The sequence below is a fragment of the Novosphingobium sp. HR1a genome, from assembly GCF_015594425.1.
GTDB classification, from domain to species: Bacteria; Pseudomonadota; Alphaproteobacteria; order Sphingomonadales; family Sphingomonadaceae; genus Novosphingobium; species Novosphingobium resinovorum_A.
On the sequence record NZ_JABXWS010000051.1, the window covers coordinates 206,759 to 231,403 of the forward strand.

General features: G+C 60.9%; 22 protein-coding genes and 5 pseudogenes. 13 read left to right on the plus strand and 14 right to left on the minus strand.

All coding sequences use genetic code 11. From position 1 onward, the window contains the following. Both HWN72_RS14575 and HWN72_RS14580 read right to left on the minus strand, forming a co-directional pair. Positions 1–837 (minus strand): class I mannose-6-phosphate isomerase, encoded by an 837-nt coding sequence (locus HWN72_RS14575; protein WP_211150518.1) that lies wholly within the window; start codon positions 835–837, stop codon positions 1–3. Positions 838–847: 10 nt separating this feature from the next. After that, the gene (locus HWN72_RS14580; protein WP_211150519.1) at positions 848–1,894 is read right to left on the minus strand and encodes a mannose-1-phosphate guanylyltransferase; all 1,047 of its coding nucleotides are present in this window, start codon (positions 1,892–1,894) and stop codon (positions 848–850) included. Positions 1,895–2,122: 228 nt separating this feature from the next. On the opposite strand from HWN72_RS14580, the gene otsB reads away from it, so the two are divergent. The 5 genes from otsB to HWN72_RS14600 all read left to right on the plus strand — a co-directional run bounded on the left by otsB (position 2,123) and on the right by HWN72_RS14600 (position 7,692). Continuing rightward, positions 2,123–2,947, plus strand: a complete 825-nt coding sequence (otsB, locus tag HWN72_RS14585; protein WP_211150520.1) for a trehalose-phosphatase — start codon at positions 2,123–2,125, stop codon at positions 2,945–2,947. Next, a complete protein-coding gene (locus HWN72_RS14590; protein ID WP_211150521.1) occupies positions 2,944–4,758 on the plus strand; it encodes a glycoside hydrolase family 15 protein in 1,815 nt (604 codons plus the stop codon). Before otsB ends, HWN72_RS14590 begins: the two co-directional genes overlap by 4 nt. Before the next feature lie 87 nt (positions 4,759–4,845). Continuing rightward, a complete protein-coding gene (otsA, locus tag HWN72_RS14595) occupies positions 4,846–6,336 on the plus strand; it encodes an alpha,alpha-trehalose-phosphate synthase (UDP-forming) (protein ID WP_211150522.1) in 1,491 nt (496 codons plus the stop codon). 548 nt (positions 6,337–6,884) lie between these two features. After that, complete coding sequence (locus tag HWN72_RS32005) at positions 6,885–7,226, plus strand: transcriptional regulator domain-containing protein (RefSeq protein ID WP_373877733.1); 342 nt, start codon at positions 6,885–6,887, stop codon at positions 7,224–7,226. After that, positions 7,147–7,692, plus strand: a complete 546-nt coding sequence (locus HWN72_RS14600) for a DNA -binding domain-containing protein (protein WP_051586921.1) — start codon at positions 7,147–7,149, stop codon at positions 7,690–7,692. Before HWN72_RS32005 ends, HWN72_RS14600 begins: the two co-directional genes overlap by 80 nt. On the opposite strand, the gene HWN72_RS14605 is transcribed toward HWN72_RS14600, so the two are convergent. Next, positions 7,689–8,198 carry a helix-turn-helix transcriptional regulator gene (locus tag HWN72_RS14605; protein WP_008827695.1) on the minus strand — a complete coding sequence of 170 codons (510 nt, stop codon included), beginning with the start codon at positions 8,196–8,198 and terminating at the stop codon, positions 7,689–7,691. The two genes, HWN72_RS14600 and HWN72_RS14605, sit on opposite strands and share 4 nt — an antisense overlap. A 422-nt stretch (positions 8,199–8,620) precedes the next feature. On the opposite strand from HWN72_RS14605, the gene HWN72_RS14610 reads away from it, so the two are divergent. The 4 genes from HWN72_RS14610 to HWN72_RS14625 all read left to right on the plus strand — a co-directional run bounded on the left by HWN72_RS14610 (position 8,621) and on the right by HWN72_RS14625 (position 12,061). Then, on the plus strand, positions 8,621–9,229 hold the full coding sequence (locus tag HWN72_RS14610; protein WP_248006009.1) for a GntR family transcriptional regulator: 609 nt from the start codon (positions 8,621–8,623) through the stop codon (positions 9,227–9,229). A gap of 231 nt (positions 9,230–9,460) precedes the next feature. Then, on the plus strand, positions 9,461–9,592 hold the full coding sequence (locus HWN72_RS14615; protein WP_162177395.1) for a benenodin family lasso peptide: 132 nt from the start codon (positions 9,461–9,463) through the stop codon (positions 9,590–9,592). 61 nt (positions 9,593–9,653) lie between these two features. After that, positions 9,654–10,340: a lasso peptide biosynthesis B2 protein gene (locus tag HWN72_RS14620; RefSeq protein ID WP_211150524.1), complete on the plus strand. Its 687-nt coding sequence runs from the start codon at positions 9,654–9,656 to the stop codon at positions 10,338–10,340. Next, positions 10,337–12,061, plus strand: coding sequence for an asparagine synthase-related protein (locus HWN72_RS14625; RefSeq protein ID WP_211150525.1), 1,725 nt, complete (start codon positions 10,337–10,339; stop codon positions 12,059–12,061). The genes HWN72_RS14620 and HWN72_RS14625 overlap by 4 nt, the downstream gene beginning before the upstream one ends. Before the next feature lie 37 nt (positions 12,062–12,098). Here HWN72_RS14625 and HWN72_RS14630 read toward each other — a convergent pair whose 3' ends face one another. From HWN72_RS14630 to HWN72_RS14655, 6 genes and pseudogenes are all read right to left on the minus strand, one after another. Beyond that, positions 12,099–14,204 (minus strand): Atxe2 family lasso peptide isopeptidase, encoded by a 2,106-nt coding sequence (locus HWN72_RS14630; protein WP_248006010.1) that lies wholly within the window; start codon positions 14,202–14,204, stop codon positions 12,099–12,101. Then, positions 14,198–16,921 carry a TonB-dependent receptor gene (locus HWN72_RS14635; protein ID WP_248006011.1) on the minus strand — a complete coding sequence of 908 codons (2,724 nt, stop codon included), beginning with the start codon at positions 16,919–16,921 and terminating at the stop codon, positions 14,198–14,200. Before HWN72_RS14635 ends, HWN72_RS14630 begins: the two co-directional genes overlap by 7 nt. A 106-nt stretch (positions 16,922–17,027) precedes the next feature. After that, positions 17,028–18,029: a FecR domain-containing protein gene (locus tag HWN72_RS14640; protein ID WP_211150526.1), complete on the minus strand. Its 1,002-nt coding sequence runs from the start codon at positions 18,027–18,029 to the stop codon at positions 17,028–17,030. A 10-nt stretch (positions 18,030–18,039) separates the two neighbouring features. Next, a complete protein-coding gene (locus tag HWN72_RS14645) occupies positions 18,040–18,573 on the minus strand; it encodes an RNA polymerase sigma factor (RefSeq protein WP_211150527.1) in 534 nt (177 codons plus the stop codon). 491 nt (positions 18,574–19,064) lie between these two features. After that, a complete protein-coding gene (locus HWN72_RS14650) occupies positions 19,065–20,039 on the minus strand; it encodes a HEPN domain-containing protein (RefSeq protein ID WP_211150528.1) in 975 nt (324 codons plus the stop codon). 154 nt (positions 20,040–20,193) lie between these two features. Continuing rightward, positions 20,194–20,364, minus strand: a pseudogene (locus tag HWN72_RS14655) (IS630 family transposase); the annotation flags it as partial. Positions 20,365–20,439: 75 nt separating this feature from the next. Between HWN72_RS14655 and HWN72_RS14660 the strand changes: the two are divergent. Genes HWN72_RS14660 through HWN72_RS14675 form a run of 4 tightly spaced genes read left to right on the plus strand, consistent with a single transcriptional unit; the run spans position 20,440 to position 23,396 of the window. Continuing rightward, entirely contained in the window at positions 20,440–20,865 is a 426-nt protein-coding gene (locus HWN72_RS14660) for a transposase (RefSeq protein ID WP_081799271.1), read from the plus strand. Then, complete coding sequence (gene tnpB, locus HWN72_RS14665; RefSeq protein WP_036531136.1) at positions 20,862–21,215, plus strand: IS66 family insertion sequence element accessory protein TnpB; 354 nt, start codon at positions 20,862–20,864, stop codon at positions 21,213–21,215. Before HWN72_RS14660 ends, tnpB begins: the two co-directional genes overlap by 4 nt. 49 nt (positions 21,216–21,264) lie before the next feature. Then, positions 21,265–22,818: an IS66 family transposase gene (locus HWN72_RS14670; protein WP_211150529.1), complete on the plus strand. Its 1,554-nt coding sequence runs from the start codon at positions 21,265–21,267 to the stop codon at positions 22,816–22,818. After that, a complete protein-coding gene (locus HWN72_RS14675) occupies positions 22,815–23,396 on the plus strand; it encodes a UPF0149 family protein (RefSeq protein WP_036531284.1) in 582 nt (193 codons plus the stop codon). Before HWN72_RS14670 ends, HWN72_RS14675 begins: the two co-directional genes overlap by 4 nt. Here the strand turns inward: HWN72_RS14675 and HWN72_RS32010 are convergent. The 5 genes and pseudogenes from HWN72_RS32010 to HWN72_RS14700 all read right to left on the minus strand — a co-directional run. Then, a pseudogene (locus HWN72_RS32010) lies at positions 23,303–23,604 on the minus strand (transposase); the annotation flags it as partial. The gene HWN72_RS14675 and the pseudogene HWN72_RS32010 sit on opposite strands and share 94 nt — an antisense overlap. Further along, a pseudogene (locus tag HWN72_RS14685) lies at positions 23,592–23,906 on the minus strand (IS110 family transposase); the annotation flags it as partial. The pseudogenes HWN72_RS14685 and HWN72_RS32010, both read right to left, overlap by 13 nt. 79 nt (positions 23,907–23,985) lie before the next feature. Continuing rightward, a pseudogene (locus HWN72_RS14690) lies at positions 23,986–24,144 on the minus strand (transposase domain-containing protein); the annotation flags it as partial. Positions 24,145–24,206: 62 nt separating this feature from the next. Continuing rightward, positions 24,207–24,407 (minus strand): annotated as a pseudogene (locus tag HWN72_RS14695) (integrase core domain-containing protein); the annotation flags it as partial. Between the two features lie 95 nt (positions 24,408–24,502). Further along, on the minus strand, positions 24,503–24,645 hold a 143-nt coding region (locus tag HWN72_RS14700), incomplete at its 5' end, for a transposase domain-containing protein (RefSeq protein WP_211150534.1).

A 24,645-nucleotide genomic window follows, 5' to 3' on the forward strand; every position in this document is an offset into this window, starting at 1 on the left:
TCAGGACGCGATTTTACAGGGCCTCGTCAGCAGGCAAACGCCGTTTTCCGCAAATCGCACGTCGGCGAGGCTCATCGCCAGCGCACAGCTGCCGGGCGCGATGGACTCGCCCGCGACTTCGACCGCGCCCTCGCGCGGGATCACCAGCAGTGCATCGGGATAGCGCATCGCGATCTCCTGCGACGGCACGCCCGCGACCTGGTCCAGCACGAAGAGCGGGCCATCGACCAGCACCTGCGAACCGTCCAGCGGCACGTGCCTGAACCATTGCTCACGCGAGTACGGCTCGCCGTGCGATACCGCCATCCCGTCCTCCAGATGCAGCTCGCGCGGGCGGCCGTAGTCGTAGAGGCGATAGGTAATGTCGCTGTTCTGCTGCACCTCGATCAAGCTGACGCCCGCGCCGATGGCATGGACGGTATTGGCCGGGATGTAGAAGAAGTCGCCCGGCACGACCTCATGCCAGGTCATCAGGTGTTCGATCGACCCGTCAAGCGCGGCGGCGCGCATCGCATCCTCGCCGATCTCCCGGTCGAAGCCGATGCCCAGCTTGCCACCCGGCTCGGCAGCGACGATCAGCCAGCATTCCTCCTTGCCCTGCCGCCCGATGCCCTTGGCGAGCGTCTGCGCGTCGGAAGGGTGGACCTGCACCGACAGCGCCTCGCCGGCGAAGATGTACTTGACCAGAAGCTCGGGCAGAGCGGCGGGCGGCTCGAACCAGATTTCGCCGATGCGCTGGCCCTCGGGCGCCTCGAACGGCGCAGGCAGGACGTCCAGGCCCCAAGGCTTCTCGACCTGTCGGATCGGCAGCGAGGCGGAAGTCCGAGCGTTGGTCATCGGCGAATACTCACTGATTCTTGGCGCCGGAAAGATTGCCCACCTTCTGCACGCCGGCAACGGTAGTGATCATGATGTCATCGCCATCGACGACGACGATCACGTTCTCCAGCCCGATCACCGAGACGCGCGGGCCGTCGCTGTCGACCAGCACACCCCGACAGTCGACCATCTCGACCGTGCCCGAACCGCGCACCGCATTGCCATCCGCGTCGGTCTCCAGCGCCTCATGCAGCGCCTGCCAGTTGCCAATGTCGGACCAGTCCATGTCGGCGGGCACCATCGCCGCGCGGGTCGTGTTCTCCATCACCGCGTAATCGACCGAGACGCTGGGAACCTCGGCAAAGGTCGCCGCGTCCGGGTGGAAGCGCTGGTCGTCCTCGGCGCCTTTCGCCACGGCATCGGCGACGCTGGCGGCAACATCCGGGCGGTGCGCGGTCAGTTCGGCGAGGAAATCCTTCACCCGGAACGCGAAGATGCCGCCGTTCCAGGCGTAGATTCCCTCGGCAAGGAAAGCCTTGGCGCGCTCCAGATCCGGCTTCTCGACGAACTGTGCGGTGCGGAAACCGCCGTGCTCGGGGATCGCATCGCCGCGCTTGAGGTAGCCGAAGCCGGTCTCGGGCCGCGTCGCCTCGATGCCGAAGGACACCAGCCAGCCCTGCTGCGCCAACCCCGCCGCAGCGGCTGCGGCGACCGCGAAAGCCTCGGTATTGCCGATGTGGTGATCGCTCGGGCAGACCAGCATCACCGCGTCTTCGGGCAGGCGGCAGGCAGCGAGCGCAATGGCGGCGGCGGTGTTGCGCGCCGAAGGCTCGACGATGACCTGCGCCCCCTCGACCATGCCGAGTTGCGCTTCGACATGGGCCAGGTGCTTGTGGCCGGTCACCACGACCGGGGCCGCGAAACCCCCGGAACCGGGGCAGCGGGCCAGCGCCGCTTCGAACAGAGTGCTGTCGCCGACCAGCGGCAGGAACGGCTTGGGCATCGCGGCCCGGCTGCGCGGCCACAACCGCGTGCCGCTACCGCCGCAGAGGATCACCGGTACGATTATAGACATGGCCGAAAGGTCACTCACGGATGCGGGGTACTTTGGGAAAACCGGTAATAGCTGCCACGTGCTGCGATGCAACAGGGAAGTGCTAAATAACTCCTGCGCTGCCATATCGGACTGGAACAGAACGGCTTGTTGTCCGTTGACCGGTGAGCAATTGCGGCGCAGCATGTGATTGAACCATCTGGCAGCCCTTTGAGAAGGGCATGAACTTGGTGCAAGGCTGAAATATAAATGACCAATTCGAGCGACGGTCCGTCACAGGCGGCGCATCGAGACTGTTTTTTCGCCACAGATACTGTCCTCGGCCGGCCTCCATGCCTGCGCCTTTCGCAATCGACGGCCCTTTTCCTCGATTTCGACGGAACCCTAGTCGAAATCGCCGATCACCCGGACGACGTCGTCGTTTCGGAATTCCTACCTGCGCTTCTCGTGCAGCTTTCCCGTAAGCTCGACGGCCGTCTGGCGATCGTCACCGGCCGGTCTATCGCTGCCCTCGAGGCTTTGCTGGGGCCGATCAGCCTGGCTATCGCAGGATCGCACGGCGGCGAATTCCGGCCCGCGGCAGATGCCGAGATCGAGCCTCTCGCCGCCCCGCTGCCCGGCGCCGTTGTTGACGAGCTCAACCGCTTCGCCCGGGCAAGCGGCGGACTTCTAGTTGAACCCAAGCCATTCAGCGCGGCAATCCATTACCGCCATCATCCTGAAGTGCTGCCTGATCTTCGTGCCTGCACAGAAAGCCTGGCTGCCAAATTCGGCCTGGCCATCAAGCACGGCAAAAAGGTGATCGAAGTGACGATGCCCGGGTCGGACAAAGGTTCGGCCGTAGAGCGCTTCATGGCCCTTCCGGCGTTCGATGGTGCCATCCCGATCTTCATAGGAGACGACGTGACCGACGAGGACGCATTTGCGGCCGTGCGCCGGTACGATGGCCAAGGCGTGCTGGTTGGCGCTCCTCGACCCACCGCAGCCACTTCTCGCCTCGACGGCGTCGCCGAAGTGCACAGATGGCTGCAAGCCGGCCTCGAGGCCGTTCATAAAGGAGATTTCCGCCCATGACGTCGCCCGTACCGACTTCGCTGGAACTCTGGCCGATCGGCAACTGCCAGGTCAGCGCTCTCATCAACGAGTCCGGCGCCATCGTCTGGGGCTGCGTTCCGCGCGTCGACGGAGATCCCACTTTCTGTGCCCTGCTTCGCGGAGACGGGGGGCAGGATGCTGGCACCTGGCGCTTTGAACTGGAGAACCAAGTCTCCGTCCAGCAACACTATCTGCGCAATACACCCATACTCGTGACCCGGCTTGAAGACGCGAGCGGAGGGGCGGTGGAAATCTACGATTTCGCGCCCCGCTTCGAACGATCTGGCCGCATGTACCGCCCGGTTGCCTTCGCGCGCATAGTCCGGCCCGTATCCGGAGCCCCGCGCATTCGCACTATCCTCACGCCGATGAGCGGATATGGCGCGAAACTCGCCCCGATCACGCAGGGTTCGAACCACATTCGTTATTTGGTCGAGCGCAATTCCCTGCGCCTGACCACCGATGCGCCGGTCGGCTACGTGCTCGACGAGCGCTGGTTCCGCCTGGAAAAGCCGCTGCACTTCTTCCTTGGCCCGGACGAGCCGTTTGCCGGAAACGTCGAGCATGATCTTGAGACGATGCTCCAGCGGACCGGCAATTACTGGCGCCTGTGGGTGCGCGGCCTTGCCACTCCGCTCGATTGGCAGGATGCGGTAATCCGGGCAGCCATCACGCTCAAGTTGTGCCAGCACGAGGAAACCGGCGCGATCGTCGCGGCCTTGACGACCTCCATCCCCGAAGCGCCTGGCAGCCAGCGGAACTGGGACTACCGGTATTGCTGGATACGCGATGCCTACTACACCGTTCAGGCCCTCAACCATCTCGGCGCCCTGGACGTCCTCGAGAAGTACCTTGCCTATCTGCGCAACATCGTTGCCGATGCACCTGACGGGGTCATCCAGCCCCTCTATGCGGTCAGCGGCGCCAAGGAGATCATCGAGTGGGAGGCCGCCGACCTACCGGGCTACCGCAACACCGGGCCCGTTCGGGTCGGCAACGCGGCCTATTACCAGGTGCAGAACGACTGCTACGGCCAGATCGTGCTGCCTTCGATCCAAAGCTTCCTCGACCAGCGCCTGCTGCGCATCGCCAACGAGGACGATTTTCGCAGCCTCGAGCAGGTCGGCGAAATGGCATGGAAGACGCACGATATGCCCGACGCCGGCCTGTGGGAATTGCGCACCCGAACTGCGGTCCACACCTATTCCAGCGTCATGAGCTGGGCCGCGTGCGACCGCCTGTCCAACGCCGCGCAGTATCTCGGTCTGGACGAGCGCGCTGCCTTCTGGCGCGACCGGGCGGACACCATACGTGCCAACATTGACGCGGGCGCTTGGCACGAAGTGGAAGGTCATGACGCAGGCGGGCATTATGCGGCCAGCTTCGGCGGGTCGCAACTCGACGCAAGCCTGCTACAGATGGTGGAACTGCGCTATCTGCCGCCGGAAGATCCCCGGTTTCGCGCAACCCTGAAAGCCGTTCAGAAGGCGTTGCGCCGAGGCGAGCACATGCTTCGCTATGACAGCGAAGACGATTTCGGGCTTCCTGAGACAGCTTTCAACATCTGCACCTTCTGGTTGATCGAGGCGCTTCACCGCAGCGGAGAGGATGAGGAGGCCCGGCGACTCTTCGAAGCGATGCTGGCTCACCGCACGCGCTCCGGCCTCCTGTCCGAGGATATGGATTTTGAAACCTCAGAGCTTTGGGGGAACTTTCCCCAGACCTACTCGCTGGTAGGTATCATAAATTGTGCCGGGCAATTGTCCCGGTCGTGGCGGGACTGGCGTTAACGCGCAGACTACCCGCAGCTACTGCGAGCCCTCAAGCGTTCGGTGGGAACGCGTGAACAGGGCGACGCGAAATATGAAGGACAGGACATGGGCCGATTGATCGTCATCTCGAACCGCGTAAGCGTGCCAAGCGCCGCAGGCGCGGCGGGGGCGCAAGGTGGGCTTGCTGTTGCCCTGAACTCGGCGCTGCGGGAACATGGCGGCATCTGGTTCGGGTGGTCCGGTCAGGAGACCGATGATTTTTCAGGCCACCTCGACATGCAGCGCAACGAGGGCGTCACAACCGCCACGATCGACCTCGAATCTCAAGATGTCGAAGAATATTACAACGGATATGCCAATAGAACCCTTTGGCCGCTGTTTCATTATCGCATTGACCTGACCGAATACGATCGCAATTTCGGTGAAGGATATGAACGCGTCAACGAACGGTTTGCAGACTCTGTCTATCCTTTAATTGCAGACGATGATCTGGTATGGGTTCACGACTATCATTTGCTTCCCCTTGGTTCAATTTTGCGCCGCAAGGGAGTTAAGAACCGCATCGGCATTTTCCTCCACACCCCGTGGCCGCCAACCCGGCTTTTGGCATCGCTGCCCTTCCATGAGCGCCTCGTCGCATCGATGCTCGAATATGACGTGATTGGCCTGCAAACGACCGAATGGCTGGAAAGCTTCCTGCATTATGTCCAGAAGGAAATGGGACTGACGGTCAATCTGGACAATTCAATCGACTATCAAGGCCGCCGCGTGATCGCCCGCGCTTTTCCGATAGGGATCGACTACGCCGAATTCTCGGAAGCCGCGAAGAGCGACGTTGCCAAGGAAGCGCACCAGCGGCTCAGGGATAGCGTCAGGGGCCGGAAAATTCTTATCGGCGTGGATAGACTGGACTACTCCAAGGGGCTCGGTGAGCGCTTCGAGAGCTTCAGCCGTTTTCTTTCCGATCACCCCGATATGGCCGGAAAGGCAGTCCTTCTCCAGATCGCGCCGCCAAGTCGGGGCGACGTTGAAAGCTATCAGCAGATTCGCGAGGACCTCGAGCGAAAGACAGGGCACATCAATGGCGCTCATGCCAATGTCGATTTCGTACCCATCCGGTACGTTAACCGGGGCTATCCCCGGGCTGAACTTGCAGGGTTCTATCGCGCGGCAAATGTCGGGTTGGTGACTCCACTGCGCGACGGCATGAACCTTGTGGCAAAGGAATACGTGGCAGCTCAGGATCCAGAGGATCCCGGCGTGCTGATCCTTTCGCAGTTTGCCGGCGCGGCCACCCAACTCAAGGACGCCCTGCTGGTCAACCCGCACTCGGTGGAACATGTCGCCGAGACGATCAGCCGCGCCTTGGATATGCCGTTGAAGGAACGTAAGCGCCGGCATGCGGCGCTGCTCGCTTCCGTGAAGGAAATGGACGTCCTGCACTGGCTGAAGCAGTACGTTCTTGCATTGTCCGGCGTGGAAAAGGGCAGCAGTGCGCTTAAGTCGGACGGCGGACCGAGTGCCGCTGACCCAGAACTCGCCGCGCAGGAGGAATCGGCCAAGTTCGGTGCCACCGAGATAGCCGGCAGTCATTAACCTGACACCGAGGGGGCACGGCTCGTCGGCCAAGGGTGTGACTGACAAACTGGTACGCCCGCGCGCGACACTGCTGAAAGAAGGCGTCGTTAACCTATTAGTGATGGTCAAAGGGGCGGGCTCTTTCCAAAAGCCTGCTCGAAGGCGGCGCCCTTCTACACCGCACTGCAGATGAGCACACGTTGTCTCAGAGCCGCGTTGATATCGAGTGGCATTGCCGCTAGGGCTGGCAGCGCGGGTGCCGCGAGATAGGGGCGCGCCACTGGCCGGGGGTTATCGGCTGCAGGCCCATTCCGAAGCAGCGGACCCTTACTCGTTGAGGTGTTCCACCACCCGCCCCCTTCCCGAATCGCCTGGCCGGCGAGAAAGCTGCGGGAAACGCGTCGGCATCAGGTGGGCGGACCGCGAGATTTCCGCGAAGGCGCGAAGCCAAGTTGCGTTTCATGTGGTTCTGACCGCAAAATGTCGCCAATTTGCAGTGGTTTAAACGAAGTGTCACGAAGCATCAGTGTCCATTGGCTGTCTCACAGATCCATGGAGCACCGCCAATGGCATGTCCTGCTTTGTCTGAACCTCACCCCCAGATCGTTGCGCGCGCTCTGCCTGATCCGGCGCTTCTTTCTGACCCCCGTGCCTTTGCCTGGGAAGTTCTAAGGCGCCGGGGCGACTATTGCGCGGCCGTGCCTGCCAACAGGCGGGTCGGCATTCGCGATGGCAAAATCGAGGTGATTGTCGCCGTCACGGCAACGCCGCAGTGGGGCTTGCGCTTTCGAGGAAACCCCAGAGCTGAATGCCGCCAACGCTCGGCTGATGTGGGATCACAAACTGGATCCCCTGACGATAAGGGCGACGGCACGTGCATGTTCGGCGCAAAGTGCGGACGCGTTTGACATCCATCGCAGCAAACTTGGCGTCACGGTACTAAAGGATCGGGCCGGCGAGGAAGCGCTAATTGGCTATGGCCGCAATGCCGTCCGGCTGAGCATTCACGAGGGCTCGCTGCTCGATGGGCCGGTTTGCCTGACATACCATCTGTCAGGAAGGGAGCATTTCGCTCGCCGGATATTGGCGCTGCGCCAACTCGACGCGATTATGCGGTTAGGTCGCGTTACAGCCGGTGTGTCCACGCCAGCGTCTAACCCGAGCCGTCCCATAATGCTGCTACGAACGCTTAACGCGCTGGCCAGTCATTCCTCGGCACATTTAATCGCGTGCTCGCTGTTCGGCGAGGAGGTCGTCGCGCGCGATTGGGGCCACCCATCCGATTACCTGAGGATGCAAACTCGGCGGCTCATCAGCCGCGCGCGGCGTCTAGCTGCCGGAGGCTATGTCATGCTGCTGCGCGGTATCCACTAAGCGCGTTTCTTGCGCAGGCCGCGAACGCTGAGATTTCCCAGTGAAATCGAATTTCCCTGGCGCCCTTCAAAGAAGCGGCTGAGCGTCGTCTCGTTTTCCCGCAGCTTGGCCCCAAGATCCTTGAACACGCGTTCAAAGCCGCCAATCAGATTCGGCGGCTCCAGCAAGGCTATATCCCTACCGTGCTCCTCGAAGAAGGTTTCAAGGAGCATCATCATGATATAAACGAGCTTGGTGTCCGCGCAGGCGACCGCAAATTCGGAAGAGCGAAACGGCACTGAAAAAAGGATCGCAAAGGGATCGCTGTCGGTGGCCTCCGCGAATTCGCATATGCGGGCAATATCCAGTCGGCTGCGTCCGGCCTCGAAATTTTCATAGCTACGCAGCGCCATGCCCATGCGCTGGGCCACTTCGGCCGTACGCAGACCACGCTCGCGTCGAATTTTGCGAAAGGCCGCGGCAAGGGTGTCACCACCGTTTGCAAACCGAGCCGACACCGAATCCATCTGCAGCCCCTTTCTTCCCGAGACTGGTCGCTTGACCGGACTACCGCCAGAGGGCCGAGCCTACCGTAAACGCCCTTTGCGGCAAGTCGATTCTCGGAAGAAAGCAACTGGAATTAACGACAGGTCGAATCAGTAGGCATTCGAGCGTGGAAAACGGCGCAAGAATTTGGCGCGTAACCCGCACGATTTCTACGGATCGCACCACCTTTCTTTGGATGCAGACTGATTCGCTACTCTTGAAAGGCGGTGAGAAATCGCACTTTGCTCGACGCTTAGCCGTTAGCCTGCCTTACCCTGTCAACCCACTGATGACAGAGGAAGGCTATGACCAGCGTGCATCTCGAGTTCAACCACTTCCCCCACATGCAGCAAGGTCCTAGGATGGTGGACGACAACGCCGGCGCGAGCATGGCCTGCTTGGTATGAATAGATTGGGGCCAGCAACCAGGCGCGCGTACGACTCGATCCGGCACCGGCTTGCCCACCTTGAAGTGCGACCAGGTGGCCGAATCGAACCTCTCATGGTGGCCGATGAGCTGAGCATCAGCGTGACACCAGTGCGAGATGCACTGCACATTCTGGCAGGCGAGCACCTCGTCGATCTCCGCCATGGCGACGGCTACTTCGCCTTCCCTATGGAAGAAGCCGATTTGCGCGAGCTTTACGATTGGAACCAAGAGTTGGTTCTTTCGGCGCTGCGCCGGCGCACACTGTCCGGCATTGCGCTGCCAGAAGAAGACTATGATTACAGTGTCCAGGCCGTCGAAAGGATATTTACCGCTATTGCCCGCGCCTCATCCAGTCTGATCCACGCGGAGGCAATGCGCTGGACAAACGCGCGGCTCGGCGCCGCGCGGCATATCGAAATGACCTATGAATTGAGCGGTCGAGAAGAGCTGTCGGCGATCCACGCGGCGGCTTCGTCGCAGGATTTAGCAGGACTGCGGCGTCTGCTTGCGACCTACCATACCTCTCGTAAGCGCATGGCCAGAACTGTTATCAAAGCAATGCGCACTCAAGCTGAAATCTAAGCAAATCCCGCCGAAAGGCCCCTCCATTTAGCCAATATATGCCTATCAACACATCCAAGTTCCCAAAAATGGCCGTCTTGGAGAATTAATTTTCAGCGTTTTGCGCTTTTTATTTATGAAGACATTTTTACTTCCGCATATATTCGTTGCATATTTTCCATATATCCTTCTTCCCAACAACTCTCAGGGTCATAATTCCGCTGCTGCATGTCGCAGCAACGGAGAAATGTCATGGAGCATGTAGAAGAAGATACCATGGTCGAGCTTGGTGCGGTGAGCACCGAGACCAAGGGTGGCCAAGTCGGGATCAATGATTTCGAGCGAGGTCTTCAGCTCACCGGCAGCGGTCTCACGGACGACTGACCATAAGACGCGCGTGCCCCTTATGAAGGGGCACGCGCCCTTTTCGGGGATGCGCGGAATCATGCGAGTACGTGAAGGTCTCTTCTGGTGCATCTGCACGGACCGCGCCGTCTTCCTTGATATTGAACAGGACCAGTACTTCACACTTCCCCATGCCTTGCAGGGCGCGTTTCAGAGTTGGGCCGCGGGCGGCGATCCTGGCGAAGCCGCGCTGCAGCGCCTTTTGCGTTGCAACATCCTGGCTTCCGGCCCGGGAGAGTGTGATCGCCGCCCGCTTTCGCTTGTGCCGATCCGGCGCGACTATGGCGCTCGCACCGGATCCAGCTCAGCACCCACGGCGCGAGGGAACCTGCTGGAGGTTGCGAGGGCCGCACTGGCTCAGCATCGCGCCGAGACTGCGTTGCGACGTTTTCCCTTGGCACAGGTTCTGGCGGACCTGCCCAAGGCCCCCTCCCGCCTGGCCTCGCTTTCGCGAGATGTTGTCGATGGTCAGCGAATCGGCGCAGCCTTTGCCACGACAGCGCAAATGATGCGCTCTGCAGACAAATGCCTGCCTCGGGCGCTCGCAGCCTGGCGCTTGTGTGTGAGGCGAGGTCTTCGCCCCGTTTTGACGTTCGGCGTCCGCATGGATCCTTTCGCGGCGCACTGCTGGATTCAACTCGGCGACGCCGTCGTCGTTGGCGACCTCGAACAAGTTCGCCTGTTCACGCCGATCATGTCTGTCGCATGCGACCACGTTATCTCTTGAGTATCGCGCACGGCGGCGTGCATACCCCCTCTGCAGATCGCCTGGCGGAGCTGACAGGTCTGGACGTAATCCACCAAGAGCACCCTCTGGTGGCGCTCGCTAATCCGGCGGCGTTGACCCCTTTTCCGACAAAAGGCGGCGTCGTTCTAGGCACCCTCTTCCGTCGCAATGACCGTGAGAAGCGTGACGACTGCTCCCAGCCGTTCGATGCAATGCCACCGATCAGCACCGAAAGCGATCTGCTTACGCGCTTCTGGGGCGGCTATGTCTCGGCAAAAACCGACGGCACTTGCTCGAGCGTGATGCGCGATCCGTCCGGCGCTCTTCCTTGCTATTTCACGCGTACGGCGAGCACCACCTTCATGGCCTCGGACATCGATCTGCTCCTCGCAAGCGACACTGTACGCCCCGCGATCGACTGGCCGGCACTCGCACGCTTTCTCTATTGGGATGGCCTGCCAACTGCAGAAACCGTATTGGACGGTATCAGCGAATTGCTTCCGGGTTTTGCTCTCAGGCTCGAAGGCGATAGCGCGGCGCTTACCGCAAAATGGTCGCCATGGGCCTTCACCACGCCCGTTGCGGGAAGGCACATTGCCATCGCCGCCGACCGACTGCGGCAGACTGTTCAAGACTGCGTAGCGGCATGGGCTTCGCTCTATCCTCGTGCCCTGGTTAGTATATCGGGCGGGCTGGATTCGTCCATCATCGCAGCCTGCCTTGCCACGCCAGGCGTTTCCGCCACATGCGTCACGATGTTCACGGACGATCCGATGGGAGACGAGCGCGCGTATGCCCGGTCCTTGTGCAGCCACTTGGGGCTTGGACTGACCGAGCAGCGTTTTGAAATGGCGGGGATTGATCCGGCCCGCGCGCTTGGCGACCACCTGCCAAGACCCATCGGCCGCGCCCAGGAGCAGGCTTATGAGGCTGCCAACGTCGCGGCCGCGACGCAAGCGGGCGCCGCAGCATTCTTCACCGGCAACGGCGGCGACAACGTCTTTGCCTATTCCCAATCTGCCGCCGCGATCGCTGACCGAGCACTCCATGAAGGATTATCCCCTGGTCTTTTCTCCACCATCCAAGATGTCTGCAGGCAGACGCAGAGCGGTGTCTTTCCGGCGCTGCGTGCGGCATTGCGCCTCACCCTCCGACCACCTTCCTATCGCTGGCGCCCTACTCCCGCTCTGCTTGAGCCGAGCCTCTGTGCCGCTTTGGCGGTGCAGCCCGCCGCGCACCCGTGGCTTGTTGCGCCTTCTGGGGCGCTTCCGGGCAAGGCGGCACATATCGCGGCCCTCCTTCGTCCGCAGTTAAGCCTGGAGCCGGATCGCAGTCGCCACCTTCCGGTCATCACCCCCCTGCTATCCCAGCCGATTGTCGAGGAATCACTCGCGATTCCCAGCTGGCAGTGGCGCCATGGAGGCCGTGATCGGGCTGTAGCCCGCGAGGCCTTCGCCACTGCTCTACCGGCGCAGATCACCGCCCGGCGATCAAAGGGGAGCCCCGATCCGTTCTGCAACGCCATTATCCGAGAGCATCATAGCCTTATCGAGCGACGCCTTCTCGATGGGCACCTCGCGCAGCAAGGTCTCATCGACCGACTGGCAATTGAGAAATGCCTTCGCCGCGAGTGCATGATGGACGCTGAACGCAATGTCCGCCTCCTCCAACTGCTCAACGTAGAAGCCTGGGTCACGGCCAAGCTCGGCGAAGGATCCTGAGGCGGATCCAGGACAACAGAGAATCGCCTCTGGAATTTCACGAATTTCCTGCCGAAAGCTGGTCGCGACGCAGTGCCTCCCAATGGCTGAGTTCCCTGGGCCGAGCGTATGCCGCAGGGCGCGTGTCCTTGAGCCAGTAATCGAACCAGTCGAGCGAGCGCTGGTACTGGGCCAGACGGTGAGCGGGTTGCCACTTGATGTGATGCTCGCCTGGGAACACGAACATGTCGATCGGCACCTTTGCCTCGCGCAGCGCCGTATACGTAACGAGCGCGCTACTGTACTCGTCGTCCGACAATTGAAGCAGGATTGGGGTGCGGATCCGGTCCGCGTTGTACGACAGCGCGATCTGACGCCAGAAATCCTCGGCCTGCGTGCTGCGATCCGTCAGCTTAGGGTAGCCATAGAAGTAAAAACTCTTCGCAGCCCCGGGCCCACCCCTTGCGGTCATTGTGGGATCATAACAACACTGGCTCATGGCCGCAGCTGAAAAGAGCGTGCTATGCAGCAGCGCGAACATGACCGTCGAAGCGCCATCGCTCAGACCGGTGATGCCGACACGCTTGGGGTCAGCTATACCCCGCGCGATCGCCAGGCGGACGCCCTGCTCGACTGAAGAGAGGACGCTGCGGCGATCCGCGAAATCCTTGAGGTTGATTCGATCGGCTTCGGCGAAGTCCGTGGTCCGGGACAAGCCGATCGATGCGGGTTTGCTTACGCTGAGTACGGCGTAGCCCCGATTGGCGAAGGCCTGGATGGGATAGTCGTCGCCTGTCCCTCCTCGCAGAAACCCCCGTGTATGATACTGCACCACCACCATCGGATAGTGCTCGCCAGGCTGATAGCCCACCGGCAGGACAAGATCCGCGATCGAAGGCAGGCCATAAGCATTGGTAAGATGCAGCCGCTCGGCTTTTCCGAGCGACAGGCCCGCAAACTCCGGGTTGGGATCGAACAGGACCTGTCGATGGCCGGTTCGCGGATCAAGTCGTTCAAGTCGGCGCGGGATGAGAGAGCTTTCGCGAAGGCAGATCAACCCATCGCCGTCGGGCACACAGTCGACCAGCACGTCGTCAGTGACATAGATCCTTCGTGGGCTTCCATGGCCAGGCCGCCACTGGTAAATCGCGGTTGAACCGTCAGCCCAGCCCTCCCGCCGCACAAACCGGACGTAGCCTTGCCTGGTCCACCAGGGACGACGAACACCTGCGCACACTGCATCTGGGCATGCGAGCGATCGACGGTCGGCAAAATCCACTGTCAGACGGCCCAACTGCTGCCAGTATGTCGGTGCTGCCGTATCGAGCCACGCCCGGTCGCCACGCGGATTGCTCGCTTCTTTCCAGGTCCCTTCGCGCGGGCCTCCCGCCTCCAGACCTTCGCGCTCCTCGTTTGTGGCCGGGCGCAGCGCACCGGAAGACAGGTCCATGAACCAGACCATGCGCTGTACCGGGGCCGGCGGGAAAGGCCGCGGGCTGGAACCCGGAGCAAAACGCTCATCATAATGGAAACCTGTCAGGCCCTCATCGTCGATAGCCTGGTTCGCCTCACGCAAAGACGCCACGGAGAAGACGAGGCCGTTGCCGTCCCCCGCGAGGTAAAAATCCTCAACATCGTCATTACTGCGCGTGATTGGCGCGCTGCGGCTGCCATCGGCGTTGGCTCGCCAGACTTGCGTGACCGATCCCTCACGCTTGAGGTAGGCAAACCATCGCCCGTCAGGTGACCAGCGCGGCGTGATGACTTTGGCAATCCCGGTCGGCGACCCCGCTTGCGTCCTCAGATCCAGCATGGTGCGGATGAATTCCCCACCGCGATCGACAATACGCACGGGCTGGCTGCCTGTCACATCCGCCACCACCATGGCGAGACAATAGGCGTTGCCCTGCGGGTTGGCGCGCCGCAGCTGGAACGCGAGATGCTTGCCATCGGGCGACAAGGCCAGGATACGGCGGTCCTCGCTGGGGGTATCGACAGGCCCGATGTCACGCAGGCGGGCAAGATCCTCGGCAATCAGCGCACGGCGAACCGCATTTCCCGACTCCGGCAGCAAATCTGCGCAGTCCTGGCTATCCGCGGCGTGCACCGGCCAGGACAGCAAGGCCGTAGCCAAGGCACAGATAGCATGGCTCATCCTTACCATGATTTGGTCACCGCCAGGCTGACGAACCGACCGATCGAGGACTGATTGGTCGAATCGAAAGGAATTGCCGCAGGATCGGTCGTCCTGATCACGTCTGGCTTCTCGTTCAGGATATTGAGCGCGGAGACGCGCAGGTCGACATTGCGAAGCAATCCTGCCTGCGCAGTGCTGCGAAAACCGGCACTGAGATCAAGCGTCGTGAAGGTACCGATCGCCGCGGGAACGACAAATCGGTTGTCGACAACACCGCCGGCGTAGTTCAGCGACGCAGCGACCTGAGTATTGGCCCGCTCCCAGTTCAGCCCGCCCCGCACCCGCCAGTGCGGCGGAGTGAAGATTACGCCGGATCGCTCCAACGGTGCCTGTCCGGCGCTCAGCTTGCGGTCGGCATCAAGGTAGCTGGCTGCGGCTGTGAGCGTAAGGGTATCCTCTTCACCCAATGCGGCTCGGTAGAGGGCCGAGATATCGAGCCCGCGGGCGCGTTCGCGCGCGGTGTTGCGCAGGCTGGTGTCGATGATCGCTCCAACGCCGGCAGGGTCGAACGGGCCGCCACTTTGATTGCTCAGCCCTTCGGGCAGGCCTGCGATTATCGCCTCGATCTGCTGCGCCGAGGGATTGAAAGTGATGAAATCGGCGAAGGCCGGATTGCCGAGCGAGGAAAGCACCGATGTCACCGGCGAGGCGATCCGCTGACGGTAATCGACGTCAAAATAGGTGGCCGTTATCTCAAGGTCCGGGATGAAGCTGGGGCGAAGTTCGAAGGTAGCCGTCCAGGTTGTTGCACGCTCGGCGCGCAGATCCGGATTGCCGCCGCCCAGCAAGAGAACCGTCGCCCCTGCAGGCAAGCCAGGGCTTGGCTGGGGCGCAAACAGGCTCGCAGGCAGCAGGCTGCCTGCCTGAACCTGATTGATCTGATTGAGAGTCGGAATCTTGAACGATCGCCCCCAACTGGCCTTGAACGTCACGTCGCGGTGAGGAGCATAGACGATCCCGAACTTGGGGGTCGCGACTTCGTCGATGCCCTCATACCGCTCATAACGCACCGCCGCGCTGAGATGGAGATCGTAAAAGCCGCTCGAGCGGTTCGCCGGCCCGACGACTGGTACAGCAAGCTCACCGTAAGCGAAGAGACTGTTGCGTTTTTCGCGCGCATCACTGGTCGTCACCGAGGCGCCGCCGACAATTTGACTGACGTCGATGTCGAGCCCGAACTTGCGGTAGCCTGCGCCGATTGCGAGGCGCGCGTCTCCGCCGGGAAGGTGTACCAGCGGTCCTTCCGCGCTACCCTCGATATTGGTCAGGTGGTTCTCGTAAGTAAGGCGCCCGGGCGAATCCACGCCGGCGGTAAAGCGATGCGATAGAATGTCCGTTTTGCTTACCGAGCGCGTGAATTCCAAAGACGCGGTCCACTGCGACGGTAGCTCGATCCGCACGACCGGCGTGAGGGCCCACGTGCGCACGCGGGGACGATTGACCAGTCCGTCGGTGTAGGCGTCCCGGGTCACAAAGAATGCCGTTGCCTTGCGCGAGCGGCGATCGGCGACCTGGGCGTCTATCTCGAAGGTCACGCCTTCAGCCAGTCTCTGATGCCCTGCGACAACGGCACTGAACTGGGAATTACGCAACAGCAACATCTGCGATTCGTCGAGATGGCGGGTGTAGCTTCGATCCGCTGCGGTGATGGGCGACGAGTGAATATAGTCGGCAGCCACCATCACACCGCCGGAATTCCACCGTGCGCCGGTCACGCCGGTATACTGCTGCTGGCTGTTACCACCGTCAGTGGAAGCCCCATAGCGGGCGCTGACTTGCGCACCGGAATAGTCGCGGCGCAGGACGATGTTGGCGACGCCGCCTACCGCATCGGACCCATAGAGCGCCGAGGCGCCGTCCGCGACCACTTCGACCCGTTCAATGGCAGCGAGGGGAATCGTCGATATATCGATACCCTGATTGAGCGCATCGTAAGCCAGGCGATGGCCGTTGATCAGAGTCAGCGTGGCGTCGGGGCCGAGACCCCGCAAGTTAAGCGTGGCCGAGTTGTTGATATTGTTCTGCCCGCCCTGGTCCCCGCCTCCGGCAACACCCGGGTTCTGTCCTCCAGTGAAATTCTGCAGGAGGATCCGTGAAAATCCCGCCATATCGGTGATGCCAGCGTCCTCTAGCGCCTGACGAGTGGCCGTCGTGCGCGGCGACGGACTGGCCGCGCCGCGAATGCGGCTCCCTGTCACTACGATCTCTTCATCGCGTGCAGTCATCGGATCTGGCGCGGATCGTTCGGTTCCTACGCCTGACGCCGCAATCGAATCAGGAATTGGTGCGGCCGTCTGCGACGCGGCATCAGCCTCTCCTGACACGGTCAAGGCACCGGTACCCGGGCGTGTGCCGTACCGCTCCAGCACGATGACGCGTTCGTTGACCTGTCGAATGTGGAGGCCCGTGCCCTTGATGAGACGGTCGAGCGCGACACGGGCGGGAAGCTTTTCGCGCACCGCCGACGCCGCCCGGCCAGCCACATTTTCGGGAGCATAGATCAATTGCAGGCCCGATTGCCCGGCAAAAGCCGTCAATGCGGCCTGCAACGATCCGCCAGGAATATTGAAAGCGATTGCGTCCGAGCGCGCTTCCCGGGCCTGCACTGACCCATTTGCGAGCAAAGCACACGACAGCGCGGCATAGGTAGCCGCTCCATAGAGAAGTGAAAGAGATCCCCTCATTTTCATAGCCATATCCCATTGATACGCATCTGCAGTGCAAGGGCAAAGCACCCAGGATCTGCATCAGCATTGTTTGGGAATAAGACGTGCGGGGAGTGCAGTAACCCTAACGGGATTGATCATTTTCTTTTTGCGTAGTGACCCGCTCTGATAAACGGATGCGCCCAGCCTTGTCGAAAGTCTGCTCCACCGGCAACAGAGCGGAGACTGCGGCCGCGAAGCTCTCGCTATCACCAGCTTCGAAAGAACCGCTGATGCGGCGGGTGCCCAGTTGCGGTGTGCCTAGAACGATCTGCCTCCCGCGATGGCGATTGATTTCGGCGACAGCATCAGCAAGCGGCGCATTGTCGAAGATGATGCGCCCCTGGGTCCAGGCGGTGACGGCCTCTGCGTTCACGCGCTCCAGCGTGGCCACACCTGCTGATGATCGCCATTGCTCGCCGGGACTTAAGCGGATGGTTTTTCCATCGGCAGCGCGGACCAGAACGCTGCCCTCGATCAGGGTCACGAAGGTCGTCTTCGCACGAAGCGCGACATCGAAACGGGTTCCGGTGGCCGTCACGGTGACGCCGCCCGCGGTCACCGTAAACGGCCGCGCCTTGTTGTGGGCCACCTGAAACACCGCCTCGCCGCTGCGCAGCTCCAATTGCCTGGCCTCGGCTGTATAATTAACGCGCACGGCAGTCTCGACGTTGAGATTGAGGCGTGATCCATCTGCCAGCGCGATCATTCGCTGTTCGCCTGGAGGTGTGCTGAACGTCTCCCCTTTCGTGGTGAACGCGCGTATTCCGGCGAAGACAAGGAGTAGGCCAGCACAGCCGATGGCGAGGACGGCCAAGGCGCGCGGTATTCGAGGAGCGCGTCGCCGAGATTGGGTGCGCGCCTCGGCCTGCTCGATGGCGCGCAGAATTGCCGGGCGTTCTCCCACCGTCGCCGCCCTCGACCAGAACCGTTCGGCATCTTCGAAGGCCTTGGCATTGTCCGGATCACGATGCCACACGAAGAAGTCGTTGAGCGTACCTTGGGATACCGGAACTGTCTTGAGGCGGGCAAACCACCGCGCCGCGTCCTCGCCCCGTTGCCGCGCCGCGAAATCCTCCTCGTCCATCCCCTGCCGCCTAGCCCCGCAATCTATGGGCGCATAGCTCTATAGCCCTGCCGATCCGCCATTCGACGGTTTTCACCGAGATTCCAAGCTGTGCCGCGATGTCTCGATTCGTCATCGAGCGAAACCGGCTCAATATGAATACATCACGGATGCTTTCGGGCAAATCGAGAATTGCCCGCTCGAGTTCCAGGTTGCCTTCTTGCTCCGCCATCGCGGAAGGATCGATGCTGTCGCGGCGACTGTCGAAGACCAGACGCAAATGGCTGCTGCGCACGTGCTCGCGGCGCCGCCGATCGCGAAACAGGTTGACCGCGACGCGCGAAAGAAATGCGCGGGGATGCTCGACATCGCTGAGCGAGGTGCGGATGATCCGCAACCAGGTGTCCTGAACGATATCGTCCGCTTCCGCAGGCTGGATGCGCAAGGTGCGCATGAGAAAGCCATGAAGCCACGTCGAGTGCGACGAATGCCACGCCTCAAGTGCGCGGGCGTCGAGAGCATCGCCCACCAACTCTTTCGGGGCATCGGCATTGGGATCGGCCATGGGCCTGCTCCTGCATCTTCTCAAAACGAGAGGCGGCAGCCATTCCGGCTGTGCGGAACACCCATGCAGGGGCAAATGCGCGGCAACTGCCACGGCACTGTTTAGTCCCGGCTTTTGACAGCCGGATTGGCCTCTCACCCGACAAGGATGGAAAGGCGGCTCGTTGCATAGGGGGTTCCACGCCCCTACCGCTGACTTCCAGCGGCCCTATGAACTTGTCGCAAGCGATTACGCCTGGCAAGGGGGGAAGTGACTTGGGGGGCGATCGGTGGGTGGGCAGATAACGGATGAGAGGGGGCGGGTGTGGAATAATCTATGCGAAAGCTCACCATTTGGCAGGGCACGCACAAACGCTGCTACACCCCTCCCCGAACGAAGCCCGATCCATCCGGCGATCCGTTTGCAATGCTAGCACAGATCATCAGCGGGCAATCGTCAGCTACAGCACACCGCGAATTCATCGGTGTAGAGGGGGCCTCGCGAGGCAGCGCCTATGATGCGGCGGTGTCGGGCCCGCCCAGCTTTGCAATCCGCTCTTCGCAGATGATGCGCGTCAACTCCTGCAATTCCATGATACGGTCAGTGATCCAGTCGAGTTCCTCATCGCTGATCTTGTAGTGTTCTGAGTAGCGCGATTTGACGTACGCGGCCCTAAGCAATTCGTAACAGCGCCTCCCAAACTTCGTGTCGGTTTTCCAGACACCGATCAGGCGTTCATCCTGCTGCTCGGCTCGTTTCGAAAGGAAGTTGAGATTATGGGATTTTGGCGAATAAAACGTGAACACTAGCAAAATGCAGTAATAGGCCCGCTCCATCGCTTGATGAAGATTAAAAACCGACCAATTGCGGAGACGATTTCGTTTCTGCTCGTCATTTGCAAACTGCGCTTGATCGCGCTGAAACCGTGATGTGCTCAATAGGATATCTATGTCAGGGAAGTCTTTGGCAAAGTGCCTTTGGGCTTCCGTTTGAGCCTCTTCACTCGTGAGAATTCCAGGCTTTTCAAACGGGAAACCAATCTTCTCAAACAACACGATGCCTTGACGAACTAGCTCAACCCAGAAATAGCGGCCAAGTCGAAGTTGACGGTTAACATCATCCAACGTATGTATAATCAGCGAAAGTGGCTGGGGCCAACCACGCTCCGTCAGCATGTCGACGATTCGATCTTCTGCATGAATCCAATATTTGGAAGCGTCCGTGTATTCCTCCTTGTCGACGACTACAAGTAAGTCATAGTCAGAGAAGTATCGACCAACTGGGTCAACGACTTGCTTGCCCTTTGCATAAGACCCAAAGAGAATTATTTTCAGAATACCCCCGCCGCTGCAGGACTCAGCCTTGAAGCCTTTTGTCGCTTTGGCGAAATCTTCGCGTAAAATCTGAGTGGCTCGTTTGATATCACGCTGCGCGCGACGTGGCAGCGTTTCGATACGAGATTGCATATTACTCACGAACTCAAGCATCTCCTGTAGTACACGACGCGGCAAGGTACTCCGATCATTTCGACTTGCATCGTTCCCAGCAACTGCCGCCGTAGGCCATCGCCGGCAATTGCGGAGGACGCGCAAGATAAGTACAGCTTCTTCTTCTACGCAATACCCAAAAAGAATGCATCCGCTAGTGGCAGGAATCTAACACTTGATGCCCGCGCCTGACGGCGGCGATGATCTTATCTGGGTCTGCGGTCCAGACGAATGGCTTTGGGCTTTCATTGTGCTCGGCAAGGAAGCGGTTGATGGCCGCCTGGAGGTCGATGAGCGAGTGGAAGACGCCGCGTTTGAGACGTAACCGCTGCCCCGACCCCACGTATTCTGGTTGGTTTTTGAGGGGTAGATCTGCGCGAGACGTTGAGGAGCTCGAGCAGTGGTTGACGAAATTGATGCGGTGCCAAACGTTGGTTTGACGTGTGCGTCGCACAGTGCAAGTTCGCGTTTGACTGTTAGTTTGGAGCCAGTCCGGCGTCGGCACGAGCGATGGCCGGATGATGAGCGCGATCGTATTCTTGCGGAAAGCTTCACTTCCGGAAAAACGGTAGCGCAGGTTTCGCGGGATAACGGCGTCGGCCTTGGCCTGCTGCATTATTGGCGCCGGCAGGCGCGAGCGGCGGGGACCGTTGAAGAACTACGGCTTGTGCCAGTGACGGTGGTTGGCGAGGAGCACGCGCAAATGCCGGCCGTCCCGGCATCCCCGCCCAGCATGGAATTGGTGGTGCGCGATGTGACAGTTCGTATTTGCGGCGCCGTCGAGGCGGAGCACTTGCGCACCGTTCTGGCGGCGATCCGGGAATGATCCCGATCGATGGAAGCGTGCGGATCTATGTGGCGACGCAGCCCATCGACTTCAGGGCCGGGATCAACCGGCTGATGGGACTGGTGACACATGTTCTGGGCCATGATGCCTGTGCCGGTGATGTGTTTGTCTTCCGCAACAAGGCGGCTGACAAGGTCAAGTTGGTCCGTCATGATGGATCCGGCGCGGTTATGGCGACAAAATGGCTCGACCGTGGGAGGTTCCACTGGCCCCCATTGCAAGGAGGGACGCTTGCCCTGACGGGGGCGCAATGTGTGGCACTTCTATCGGGCCTGGACTGGCGCAGGCTGCCGTTCCAGGAGGAAAGGCGCCCTAAGGTTTTTGGCTGAAATCTGCGGTTTTGAGTGGCGGCACAAGGGTGGTGTGGTATAATCCGCCATGCCCTCGCGAGCCGATGACCTTCCCGAAGATCTCGAACAGATGGCCGCCCTTGTGCGGGAACTCCGGGCTGAAAACGCTCAACTGCGCTCGCTCCTCAAAGGCATGGCCCAACAAGCATTCGGCAATCGATCGGAACGCGCCAGCGTCATTCTGGGAGATCAGGGGCAACTGGATCTGGGCGATCTTGTGAGCACGCCGACGGTCGCGGCCAATGATGATGAAGCGTCAGAAGACAAGCCTGTGATCAAGCGCCCGCGCGCGAAGCGCGGCATAATGGCGCTGCCCCCCCATCTTGAGCGGGTAGAGCAGGTGATCGATCCGCAGACATTGGATTGCCCTTGCTGCGCAGGCAGGCTCCACAAAATCGGAGAGGATGCCAGTGAGGCCCTCGACTGGGTTCCGGCCATCGTACGCGTCATTCGTACCGTTCGCCCTCGCTATGCCTGCCGCAATTGCCGTGAGGGGGTTATTCAGGCACCAGCGCCCCGGCGTGCGATCCCGGGCTCGATGGTCACCACCTCGACGCTGGCCTGGATGGCCACAGCGCGATTTGCATGGTCAATCCCTCTCAACCGACAGCTTCAGATGCTGGCCGGACAAGGCGCCATCCTCGATCGCGCCCTACCAAGCCGCTGGATGCGCAAGATCGCATGGTGGCTGAGATCTCTGTATGAATTGCAACTCGCGTACATCCACGCGCAATCGCGGATTTTTTGTGACGAGACGCGGATGCCGGTCCTTGAGAAAGGAAGAAAACGAACCCGGATCACGCAGTTCTGGGCACATGCCTGCGATGATGGTCCCTGGTCAGGCCCGGCGCGACCGGCGGTGGCATACATTCACGCGCGCGGCCGCGGGCATGCCGAAGCGCGCCAGCAGCTAGCCGGCTATCGGGGGATCCTCCAAGTCGACGGTTATGGCGCCTACAAGGCGCTGGTCCGCAAGGGGGCGGAAGGGGTCGTGCTGGTCTTTTGCCTTGCCCATGTCCGTCGCAAGTTCGTGGACGCCTACCGTAAATCCCCGTCGCCGGTGGCCGCCGCGATCATCGGCCTGATCGGCGAGGTCTACGCGATCGAGGCCCGGGTGCGCGCCGGCAATGCCGCACATCGGTTAGCGGCCCGCCAGGCGGAAACCTGTAAGGTGATGGCTACGATCAAAACGCAGATCGACGACATGCTGCCCAGGCTGTCACCCAAATCCGATCTGGCAAAGGCGATGCGCTACACCCTCAACCACTGGAAGGGCCTGACGCTATTCTTGGAAGACGGGCGTGTCGAGGTCGATACCAACACCGTCGAGCGTGGGATGAGAAATGTTGCCCAGGGCAGAAAGTCGAGCCTTTTTGCGGGGAGCGAGGAAGGAGCCCGGACCTGGGCGGTGCTTGCCTCGCTTCTCCAGACTGCTCGCCTCAATGGCCTCGATCCCTACACCTGGCTCAACGATGTGCTTGAACGGATCGTGAATGAAGAGGTAATGATCAACGATCTGCACAGCCTGTTGGCATGGAACTGGCGCCCTGCGACTGATCGGCTAGAAGCGCTGGCAGCATGAGCTTCAAACGTCAAACCGCATCCGGCAGAACGCTCTCATTAGAGCAGCTCGAAATCTGGCTCGATACGCTTGATCCGCCGGTCGCCGGTGTCTCCTCGATCGATGGCTTCCTCGCGGCGTTGGCTGCCGGCCCGTCCATCATCAATCCGGACATATGGCTCAAGAGCATCCTGCGCGAACACGTCCAAAGCGCCCGATCGGCGCCCGCACGCCGAACGATCCTCAAGCGCTACAACCAGATCTGCATCGAGCTTGCCGAGTGCCCTGAGGTCTATGCGCCGATCTATATGCGGACCGAGGACGGCGAGGTCCTGCTGGAAGACTTCGCCAATGGCTTCTTCACTGCAATGCATCTGGACATGGACGCATGGAAGCCCTTCGTGTCTGACCGAGAGTTCGGCTTGCCGCTTGCAGCTATCCTTGGCCAAAGCACGATCATCGACGGCACATCATGGATCGACCAACTCCAGGATCCCCTCGCAAATCAGGCTCTTGCAGATACCTGGCGGATGATCCCCCAGATCATCTCCTTCATCCATGACCAGTGTGCCTTTGCAAGAACCCTGACCGTACACTGAAGCCTCTCCACATCCCACGTGGGCTCGAAGCAGCGGTTACTTTGAGACGGCGGTTGGTCAGCTTGGCGAAGAAGCCCTCAACGGCATTCAGCCATGAGCATGAGGTTGGCGTAAAGTGGAAGGTAAAGCGCGGGTGCCGGCCGAGCCACTCGCGCACTTTGGGATGCTTGTGGGCGGCGTAGTTATCGAGGATGACGTGGATCGCCTTTCCGCTTCGCAGAGAGCTTCTGCATCCGCAGCGTCGTTCTTGCCGCGCTTGACGTAGGGCTTCGCTAATTGCGGCGCGATCAACCTTACGTCATGCCCGAGCGATCCGAGAAGGCGCGCCCAATGATGTGAACTGCCGCATGCCTCGATAGCGACGACGGTGGGTGGCAGCTTTTCGAAAAAGCGAACCATTTCCCGCCGCGTCAACTTCTTGCGTAGCACTGCCTTCTCCGCTGCATCGACGCCATGCAGTTGAAAAACGTTCTTTGACGTATCCATGCCTATGCGGGTAATTTGCTCCACGGGCGGCTCCCTTGATTGAGTCTTGCAACGCACTCACTCTGGCACATTGCGATGCCGTTGGGAGCCGTCCCCCCCAACAAGGGAGGAGCTCGTGAAGGCAGCTCTGAGGTATGTCGGCGATCCGGGCGAGGACGTCAGTGAACCAGGCGAGCGGATCGACGTCGTGGAGACGCGCGGTGCCGAAGAGGCTGAACATCATTGCAGCGCGCTGGCCGCCACGATCAGACCCGACGAACAACTGAGGTGGTCCCGCCTTCTTGGACAGTTTGGCGGCTGAGTTAAGCTAAACCCGGTTGTCGTTCATGCCGCCTGCTTGATCATCAGATCATGGGGGGCATGCCCCCCATGATCTGATTGCCCGTTCCGTCGATAGGCCTCGGCCGGCGTTCTGCCGGCAAGGCTCGAGTGCGGACGCTGGGTGTTGTAATAGGTAATCCATCGAGCAAGACCAGCCTTCAGCTCCGAACCGGTCTCGAAGGCATGGAGGTAGACGCATTCGTAGTAAGCGCGCATTTCGTAGCACGCTGCTTCCGGAGGCAGTGCGGCCATCATAGTTGACGCTGGACGAGACAGGCCACCGCGACGACGTCGGCAGGTCAGGCTTGTCTTTCGAAGTTGAATGGCAGCAGGTCGTCGATATCGGCGTCGTGAGGTCGCTGGGGCAGTTCAGTGAGGACATGGCGTAGCCACGCGAGAGGCTCGACGCCGCAGGCGCGGCAAGTCAGCATCAGGCTGTAGG